Origin of the sequence: Chryseobacterium sp. VD8, assembly GCF_037149975.1 — a bacterium.
In the GTDB taxonomy this organism is placed as follows: Bacteria; Bacteroidota; Bacteroidia; order Flavobacteriales; family Weeksellaceae; genus Chryseobacterium; species Chryseobacterium indicum.
Genome location: NZ_JBBCQL010000184.1, coordinates 1 through 9,271 on the forward strand (window position 1 = coordinate 1; position 9,271 = coordinate 9,271).

10 protein-coding genes are annotated in these 9,271 nt (G+C 35.8%); 7 read left to right on the plus strand and 3 right to left on the minus strand.

The genetic code is table 11. The features are described 5' to 3' along the window. Nucleotides 1-216 precede the first annotated feature (216 nt). From porQ to WFK35_RS17005, 5 genes are all read left to right on the plus strand, one after another. A complete protein-coding gene (porQ, locus tag WFK35_RS16985; protein WP_116099245.1) occupies nucleotides 217-1,209 on the plus strand; it encodes a type IX secretion system protein PorQ in 993 nt (330 codons plus the stop codon). A 96-nt stretch (nucleotides 1,210-1,305) separates the two neighbouring features. Next, entirely contained in the window at nucleotides 1,306-1,980 is a 675-nt protein-coding gene (gene cmk / locus WFK35_RS16990; RefSeq protein ID WP_336689007.1) for a (d)CMP kinase, read from the plus strand. A 95-nt stretch (nucleotides 1,981-2,075) separates the two neighbouring features. Then, a complete protein-coding gene (locus WFK35_RS16995) occupies nucleotides 2,076-2,423 on the plus strand; it encodes a YtxH domain-containing protein (protein ID WP_214589697.1) in 348 nt (115 codons plus the stop codon). A gap of 80 nt (nucleotides 2,424-2,503) precedes the next feature. Then, nucleotides 2,504-2,812, plus strand: a complete 309-nt coding sequence (locus WFK35_RS17000) for a phage holin family protein (RefSeq protein WP_214589696.1) — start codon at nucleotides 2,504-2,506, stop codon at nucleotides 2,810-2,812. A gap of 3 nt (nucleotides 2,813-2,815) precedes the next feature. Beyond that, nucleotides 2,816-3,313 carry a phosphoribosyl-ATP pyrophosphatase gene (locus tag WFK35_RS17005; protein ID WP_214589695.1) on the plus strand — a complete coding sequence of 166 codons (498 nt, stop codon included), beginning with the start codon at nucleotides 2,816-2,818 and terminating at the stop codon, nucleotides 3,311-3,313. A 90-nt stretch (nucleotides 3,314-3,403) separates the two neighbouring features. On the opposite strand, the gene WFK35_RS17010 is transcribed toward WFK35_RS17005, so the two are convergent. Beyond that, nucleotides 3,404-4,135 (minus strand): TrmH family RNA methyltransferase, encoded by a 732-nt coding sequence (locus tag WFK35_RS17010; RefSeq protein ID WP_336733587.1) that lies wholly within the window; start codon nucleotides 4,133-4,135, stop codon nucleotides 3,404-3,406. On the opposite strand from WFK35_RS17010, the gene tamL reads away from it, so the two are divergent. Then, nucleotides 4,121-6,718: a translocation and assembly module lipoprotein TamL gene (tamL, locus tag WFK35_RS17015; protein ID WP_336733588.1), complete on the plus strand. Its 2,598-nt coding sequence runs from the start codon at nucleotides 4,121-4,123 to the stop codon at nucleotides 6,716-6,718. The genes WFK35_RS17010 and tamL overlap by 15 nt on opposite strands. A gap of 51 nt (nucleotides 6,719-6,769) precedes the next feature. Here tamL and WFK35_RS17020 read toward each other — a convergent pair whose 3' ends face one another. Both WFK35_RS17020 and WFK35_RS17025 read right to left on the minus strand, forming a co-directional pair. Further along, on the minus strand, nucleotides 6,770-7,387 hold the full coding sequence (locus WFK35_RS17020; protein ID WP_214589692.1) for a SanA/YdcF family protein: 618 nt from the start codon (nucleotides 7,385-7,387) through the stop codon (nucleotides 6,770-6,772). After that, a complete protein-coding gene (locus WFK35_RS17025; protein ID WP_336733589.1) occupies nucleotides 7,384-8,508 on the minus strand; it encodes a ferredoxin--NADP reductase in 1,125 nt (374 codons plus the stop codon). Before WFK35_RS17025 ends, WFK35_RS17020 begins: the two co-directional genes overlap by 4 nt. A 33-nt stretch (nucleotides 8,509-8,541) precedes the next feature. Here WFK35_RS17025 and WFK35_RS17030 point away from each other — a divergent pair, with 33 nt between their 5' ends. Continuing rightward, nucleotides 8,542-9,096 carry a TlpA family protein disulfide reductase gene (locus WFK35_RS17030; RefSeq protein WP_336733590.1) on the plus strand — a complete coding sequence of 185 codons (555 nt, stop codon included), beginning with the start codon at nucleotides 8,542-8,544 and terminating at the stop codon, nucleotides 9,094-9,096. Nucleotides 9,097-9,271 lie beyond the last annotated feature (175 nt).

Here is a 9,271-nt window from a genome sequence, read left to right on the forward strand (position 1 = left end):
GACTTTGCAAATATAATCATTAATGGGGTTGATTTTTACTTCTGCATTAAATTTTTAAATCTTATCCCGGAAGCGGTTTGTAATACCTTGGAACTTACCTGATCCCTTCAATAAGTCTTCAATTTTCACAAAACTTAAATATTTAAATATAAATAATGTGAGAAATATTTTGAAAAGTACGAAAAAGGATTATTTTTGCATTACTAATAAACTGAGTTGAAGAAAATTGTTATTTTTTCATTATTTCTGTCAGGAATTGTTTCTTATGCACAAACAGGAACAAACGTTTATCCATTCTTAAATATTCCTGTTTCAGCGAGACAGGCTGCTTTGGGAGGAGATGCAATTTCTGTGAGAGATCGTGATGTTTCCTTTGCTATTGCAAACCCCTCATTACTGAATAAAGATTCCGACAACCAACTGTCTGTAAACGCAACTGCTTATCTTGCAGATTCCAAATACGGAACGATTGCCTATGCAAAAGACTTTGATAACGGTCACATGGCGACCATCAATGCAAGATACATGAGCTACGGAGATATTCCGCGAACAGACGACAGCGGTTTCGAGAACGGAACTTTCAAAGCTTCGGATGTTGCCATCGGAGCAGGATATGCCTATCAGTTTGAAGAAGACTGGACGATCGGAGGTGGATTGAATTTCATTACTTCTAAAATAGATACCTATACTTCTTCTGCCATTTCAGGAAATGCAGGAATTACCTACCACAACAAAAAAAATAAAGAAACAGCTTCTGTTGTTTTCAGAAATTTCGGTTATCAGTTCAATTCTTTCAACGGAACAAGGGAAAACCTGCCATTCCGTGTAGATTTGGGATATACAAGAATTTTAAAAGTAATTCCTTTGGCTGTTACCATTACTGCGCATGATTTACAGGAGTTTAATATTTCTTCCCAGTACAACGTTAACGGACAGGAAGTAAATACAGGCAGAAAAATCGCCGATCACTTCTCTATCGGGGCAGAATTGTTTCCGGAAAAAGGATTCAACATCAGACTAGGATATAATGTGAAGAGAGGGAATGAACTAGCCGTTGCAGATCAGAGAAATTTCTCAGGACTTTCGGCAGGATTCGGGATTAAAATTGCCAGATTCCGTGTGGATTACGCACACGTAAGGTATCATAATTCTGCGAATGTCAACCAGATAGGAGTTTCTATCGATCTTACAAGTCACGCAGGATACTAATTGTTAATCATTTTCAAAACAAAATAAATATCAGAAACCTCAAGAAAATCTCCTGAGGTTTCTTGATTTTTAAGAAAAATTCTTGAAATTTGCAGAATGAAAAAACCTGTAATAGCTATCGACGGCTACTCATCTACCGGAAAAAGTTCAATTTCTAAAGTCATTGCTGCAAAGCTGGGACTTATTCATCTCGATACAGGTGCGCTTTACAGAGGAGTAACATGGTTTGCTCTTCAGAATTGTTTAAATGACAGCGGAACCATTGATCTTGAGAAATTATTCTCTTCTCTGGATCAGGTGGAACTTGAATTTAAAAATATTGATGGAGAACTGGTTCTTTTCCTTAATCATATTGATATTTCAAAAGCGATACGGACTACCGAAGTTTCGGAGAATGTAAGTTTTGTTGCCAAACAGAAAGAAGTGAGAGATTTTCTTCTGCAGTCTCAGCGCAATCTGGCAGAAAAAGGAGGCATTATTATGGACGGACGTGACATCGGGACAGTAGTTCTGCCAAATGCAGACTATAAATTTTTTCTTACCGCAAGTATTGATGAAAGAACAAGAAGGCGTTATCTGGAACTGCTTTCTTTAGGAATCGAGGCGAATGAACAACAGGTGAAAGAAAATCTTATAGAACGCGACAGAATAGACAGCGAGCGGGAAATCGCCCCATTAAAGCAGGCAGAAGATGCTATTATTATTGACAATACAACGATTTCTAAGAAAGAAACCATTGATGAGATTTTATCTCACATCAGAAAGATTTAACATTTTTTAATAGAAGTCTTTCTCCTTTGGTATGTTAATTGTACATTTCAATACAAGTAAAAAGCTAATATTATTAACTATTAAAAAAAACGAAAATGTCTAAAAAAAACAATACAGCGGGTATTTTGGCAGGACTTCTTGCAGGTGCTGCGGCGGGTGTTATCTTAGGAATGCTTTATGCTCCGGAGGAAGGTAAAGAAACCAGAAAGAAGATTAAAACTAAAGCAGAAGATCTTAAAGATCAGGCTAAAAATAAATACGGTGAAGTTTCCGAAAAAGTAAAAGACCAGTACAGCAATATTTCTTCTACTTTTAAAGAAACAGCAAACAGCGTTGCCAATACTGTGAAAGACGGGTACGATAAATACAAAGATCAGATCGTTTCTAAAACTGCAGACGTAGTAAAAAATGTAGAATCTGAACTGAATGATCTAAAACAATAATATAGTTTATTTTTTAGGTAAATTATGAGAAGGAACTTTATAAACGAAAGTTCCTTTTTTTGTAACTTTAAAGAAAAACAATGATTGAAACTATTAAAGAATACGCTTCCAAAAGGATCGATCTCCTGAAAATTGAAGCCACCGAAAAATCCTCTCTTTCGGCAGGAATGATCACTTATTTCGTGGTTTTACTGGTCGCTTTTGGTTTTTTCATCATTCTGTTCAACTTCGGAATTGCCTTTCTTATCGGTAAAGCATTGGGCGATCAGTCTTACGGATTTCTCATTGTTGCCGCTTTTTATCTTTTAACCATGATTCTTATTGTGATGTTTAAAAAGAAAATCGTAAATTATGTGGCAGATCAGGTAATTAAATTTTTAAATCATTAAACTATGAGCAGAAAGTATGAAAGCTTAGAGGAACTGAGAAGAAAGAAAAAGCTGCTGAAGCAGGAAATAGACGGTCTGGAAGATCTCTTAACCTTCAAAAATACAAAGGAAAGTCTGAGTGCTTTTACCAATGGTTTAACAGATCAGTACCTGCAGGAAAAAATAGATGAAGACGGCGACGAAAAGGTAGTTCTACGAAAAGATGTTATCGCCAAACAGATTACTTCGGAAATTAAAGGAGCCTTAATTAATAAAAATACAGCAATGGGAATTGCAAATTCCGCATTTAAAGGAGATGCTGCTGATATTATGATTAATCTCGCGGTAACCACACTTGTCGGAAATTATGCCAGAAAAAACTTTAAAAGTTCAAACTGGAAAAAGAAATTAATCGGCGCAGCCATGATTTATCTTGCTCCCGCCGCTTTAAGATTTGTACGAAAGAAACTTGAAACCTATCAGAAAAATAAAAGTGTTTCCAGCATGGAACAGCTTATCTAAAGTTTGCGGGTTTTAGAGTTTTAGAGTCAGAGATTTTTTAAGGGTTATAAAAACTCAAACACTCCCACTCTAAAACTCTATTACTCAAACTTACTCTCCCATTCTGAAAAGCTGCCCCAGAATAATACCTGCTGCCATTGAAACATTAAGACTTTCTGTAGACTGCGATTTTCCGAATCTCGGGATCATGACACTTTTATGAAGTCGTTTTTCTGTTTCCGGACGCATTCCGTTTCCTTCATTTCCTAAAATTAAATTCATTTTTTCAGGTCTTTCGAAAGCATAGATATTTTCACCGTCCATATCGGTTCCGATGTTGATATTTTCTGTTTCTGATAAATATTCTGTCAGGTTTGTATAGATTATATTCACTCTTGTAAAAGAACCCATACTTGCCATTATAACTTTTGGATTGTAAAAATCTACAGTGTCTTCACTGCAGATAATCTGCTCTATTCCAAACCAGTCTGCAAGACGGATCATCGTTCCCAGATTTCCGGGATCCTGAATACCGTCCAAAACAAGCTGAAGATTTCTATCCTCCGTTTTTTGTTCCGGATTAAGATAACAGACCGCCACAGAATCTTTTGGATTTTGCAGAAAACTGATTTTTTTCAACTCATTTTCAGAGATATGAGTTACCGGAGCTTCCATACGGTCTAATTTTTGCGGATCCGTAGAAAATATTTCTTTAATTTTAAATCTGGAATCAGGAAGTTCACGGATGATTTTATTACCTTCAACCAAAAACAAATTGTATTTTTGCCTGAACTTCTTTTTATCTAAAGACTGTAAAATTTTTATTGTATGAGCTGTAAGCATTATAAGAATTCTCCTCAAAAGTATTATAAAATTATATCATTTGCAACATTTGTAGGTCTCCTTTATGCTTGTAGTACCACCAAAAAAGTTCCGGATGGTGAATATCTGCTGGTAAAGAATAATTTTCAGTTTGAGGATAAAAAAGAATCTTTCGATGGTGAGCTTAAAGATTATGTTCAGCAGAAGCCTAATAAAAGGCAGCTTCTTTTCATGCCATTAAGCCTTTGGCTTTACAATGCCGCCAATCCCAAATACGACACGCTTCTTAACGAGTACATGACGTATCCTAATGAATTGAGAAATCAAAAACTCAGAGATTCTCTTTTCATAAAATACAATATGAAAAGCAGCGTCGGCAAAAGTCTTTTCTTCGACAGACTTTATCACAACTGGGGTTCTGCTCCTGTAATTCTCGACCAGACAAAAACGTCAAAGAGTGCCGAGTCTATTAAAAAAAGAATGACGTACCGGGGTTATTGGGATGCAGATGTAAAATTTAAACATGAGCTTGATTCTTCAGCCAAAAAAGCTGCGGTTAATTATTTTATCACGCATAATCAGCCAACTTATATTAAGGATTATTATTACAATATTTCCGATCCTAATATTAAAAGTATCTATCAACAGAAAATCCGTGAAACTCTTGTAAAAAAAGGTCAGATTCTGGATCAGACGATTTTAGAGAAGGAAGTAAGCAGGATTAATGATGTGATGCGGGAATACGGATATTACCGTTTTAACAGTCTTGGAGATGAGGTAGGTTTTGTGGCAGATTCTCTTAAAAGTACAAAGCAGGTTCCGCTGGTTTTGGAAATCCGCAAAGATTCTCTGGACAGTCCATACAAACAGGCAACCATCGGAAATATTGATGTTGCTATTGTAGATGAAGCAAAAGATTTCCCGAATAATACAAGAAAAGACAGCTTAAGAGGAATCCGTTTTCATAAAACAGATAACAGCTACGATTCCCGTTCTATATGGAGAGCTATTATCATAGGAAATAAGCAGGTTTACGATCAGAAAAAATTAGATCTCACCAAAAGAAATATTCTGGCAATGAATAATTTCAGTATTCTGAAAGCCAGAGATTCATTAAGAAGAGGTGGTACTTCCAGCCCTAATGACAGTATTGTAGACGTAACCTACATCTTGAAACCACTTCCGAAATATGATCTGAAAGTGGGAACAGATTTAAATTATTCTGAAGTATTGAATTTTGGAATTTCTCCTTCTGTTGATCTTACGACAAGAAATATTTTTGGCGGAGCGGAAAACCTTACCACAAGTCTTTCCGGAACTTTCGGACGTATTGTAAACCCGAAAAATATAGACAACAGAATCTGGGCATATGAAATCTCAGCACAGGCTTCGTTAAATTTCCCGAGATTATTGCTGCCTTTCAATTATTATAAACTGATACCCAAAAGATACAGCCCTACTTCTTCCATTACTCTGGGAGTTTCAGATCAGAGCAATATTGGTTTGGGAAGACTTAACTTTAATACCGGTCTTAATTATCTGGCAACGGTAAATGATAAAGTAACACACAGACTTACGCTGTTTAATACACAGCTGAGTTTAACGAAAAATAAAGACGCTTATTATGATTATTTTGTAAATGACAATGCCATCCGCGAAGAGTTCTTTGCCGATTATTTTGCTTACAAACCTTCTGTAGCAAACGATTTTAAAGCAGGGCTGCTTACCATTGATCAGGTTTCCCAGAAAATCATAGCAGATACAGATTACCTTAATGGACTGGATCAGCAGGGAATTGACCGATATACTGCTTTTATAGGAACTTTGGTGAACAAGGACAGACAAACTCAGGATGTTTTGATTTCTTCTTTCATCTACAACTTTATTTACAACGAGATCGGGAAAAAAGATTATCCCAACGCTTTTTATTTTAACGGAAAAATAGAACTGGCAGGGAACATCTTCAGTATCTTCAATCAGAAAAGAAATGACGGAGGTGTTGTTACAAGTCCGGAAAGAACCATTTTCAATATTCCGTATGCTCAGTTTGTTAAATTTGATTTTGATTTCAGAAAGTATTTTAAATTCGGAAACAATACTTTAGCACTTCGTCAGTTTGTCGGAATCGGAATTCCTTATGGAAACTCTTCAAATATGCCTGTTATCCGTTCTTATTTCAACGGTGGACCGAATGACATCAGAGCTTGGGTTCCTTTCGGAGGATTAGGACCTGCAGACTCTCAGGTCGATGAAAGAGTGCGTACTTATATGACTGATAATTTAAAACTGACCACAAATATAGAATTCAGGATGCCTTTTAATGATATGTATGAAGGTGCTCTTTTTACGGATATCGGTAACATCTGGAGTATTAAAAACTATAACGACGGATACGGAGATGAGTTTAAATTCAATAAATTCATCAGGCAGGTAGGTGTAGGAAGCGGTTTTGGTCTAAGAGTAAATATTGCTTACATAAAACTCAGACTGGATCTCGCTTATAAAATATATGAACCGAACAAGCCTGAAGGCGACCGATGGAGACTAAAACATCTGCAACCGTTTAAACCAACTTTAAATATCGCTTTCGGATATCCATTCTAAAACGTATAACAGGTAGTATCTCTAATAAATGATATTGCTTGTTTTTTTTATTTAATCCGGCGAAATTCCTAAAGCAAAATATACCACTGCAACTGTTCTCGCAAGAATTTCTCTGAACTGATTTCTGTAATAACTTTCAGGTTTGGTAACGTCCTGTGCATCAAAACCCAGTGCGTTCATATTGTTATTTCTGGCAAATAACAGAGCCCGGAGATTATGAAATCCCTGAGAAACAATAATTACATTGTCTTTTTTGTAAACATCTTTACAGCGGAGAATACTTTGATAGGTGTTGAAACCTTTCGGATCTTCCATAATAATTTCCTCCGGAACACCTTCCTGATAAATAAGATATTTTTTCATTGCAGCAGGTTCGTCATATCCTTTACTCTTCTCACCACTTACAAGAATTCTGCGGATTTTACCGTGATGATAAAGCAGTGCAGCCGCATCCATTCTCTTTGTAAAATAAGGATTGGATAAACCTGATCTCATTTTAGGAGAAGTTCCCAGTACTAAAGCAACTTCCCTTGGAGGAATTTTTGAAATTTTAGTATAGGTTCTTCCGTCCGTAAGAGCAAAAACCCATGCATTGGCAAGACATATCAACAGAATTCCAATTTCTATTGATATGAATATCAGGTTAAATATGTTTTTTATTATTCTCAAGTAAGATCAAAGTTAAGCTTTATTTTCTTGCTTTTTGCAATCGACATACAAGCTAAGATATGTCCTCTCTCCTCTTCATTTTCCGTTAAATATTCATTTTCAAGCAATTCCACTTCTCCTTCTTCTAAAATACACTCACAACTTCCGCAAATTCCCGATTTACAGGAATACGGAACCTGAAATTTCTGTATAAGAAGCTGCTGCAGAATTCTTTCTTCATTAGTGGGAAGTATGGCAGAATATTCCTTTCCGAGCATTTTAAATTCCAGTTCCACATTTTCTATTAACGGAAATTCTTTTTCTACAGGATAAATATCGTCATTAAATTCTTCAAAAAGTTCAAAATGAATATTTTTTTTCGGAATTCCGTGATGATAGCATGCGTTGGCAAGTGTTTTAATCATCTCTCCCTTTCCGCAGATCAGCACTTCATCTACAGCATCCCAAATGGTAGATTCTTCATCCGTATCATCCAGATGAAGGATCTGATTGATGATGAGGCTTAATTTTTTATCATCCAGCCTTCCATGAAAAAAACTGTTGGCGGTTTTCTCTCTGGAGAAAAAATAAAAAATCTGCAGCCGGTCTCCGTACATTTTAGCGAGGCGATCCAGTTCATCTCTGTAAATGAGATCTTCAGAGCTTTTATTTCCAAAAAATAAAAACAGCCTGGTTCTGGGTTCGTTATGCAGAATATTTTTAAAATGACTTAAAATTGGGGTAATTCCTATTCCTGCCGCAAATCCTACAATGGTTCTGAATTCGCTGGGTTTTGAAATAAGTGTAAATCTTCCACCCGGTTCACTTATCAATAATTCATCGCCTTCATGATAATTTTGAAACAATTGTGAAGCAGCTCCTTCCTGAGAATTCATCTTTATGCCCAAAGCAATTTTATGTTCGTACGGAGCGGAAGTCATCGAATAGTCATTAATAATTTCTTTACCGTGAGCCTGAAATCTGACACTGACAAACTGACCGGCATCAAACCTGAAATTTTCTTTCAGATTCTCCGGAATCCCGAATTCCAGAGAAAAAGTATTTTTGGTCAGTTCTTCCTTTTTCGCTATTTTTAACCGATGAAACTGTGTAAGTTTCCCTTTATAGATTTGTTGTTCCATAACTTCAACTCAAAAATAGATAAAAAATAATTTATGAAGAAGATAATTTTATCCACGCTTGTAGTTTTTTCACTGGCGAGCTGTAAAAAGGAAAACCAGAAAAATGAAGAAAATGTAGCGACAACAGATTCTACAGCAGTTTTACAGAAAGAAGAAACTCCAACAGCTCAATTCAGAGAAATTTCTCAACAAAATCTGGTTGAGAATTTATCTAAAAAGAATGACACTTTATATGTTACCAATTTCTTTGCTACCTGGTGCGGACCCTGCATGATGGAAATTCCTCATTTTAAGAAAAAAATAGAGGAATTAAAAGGTAAACCTGTAAAATTTACTTTTGTAGATATTCTTGATAAACCGGCATGGAAAGATAAAGTACCTGCTTTTGCCAAAGAAAACAATCTGGAAAATTATATTGTTTTAGTAGACGAATCTAAATTTGATGATACCTTTTTCGGTAATTTCAAAACGTGGAAAGGAAACGGAATTCCATTTACTCATTTCAGAAAAGGCGATAAAACAGAAGAAGTTGAAGGATCAATGTCTGAGGAAATGCTCAGCGAAAAAATCAATTCTTTATTAAAATAAACTTCAGACTTTATGTCAGACAAGTTTAAAATCCTGTGTTTGGTGCTATTGATTGCCATTATTTTGACAGCGGTTATTAATCTGAATACAGGATTTTTAAGTTTACATTTTCAGGACTTTTGGGGAGAATCTACCAACAGCCAGATTGCAGAAATTCGTGTCAATCGGATTTTGG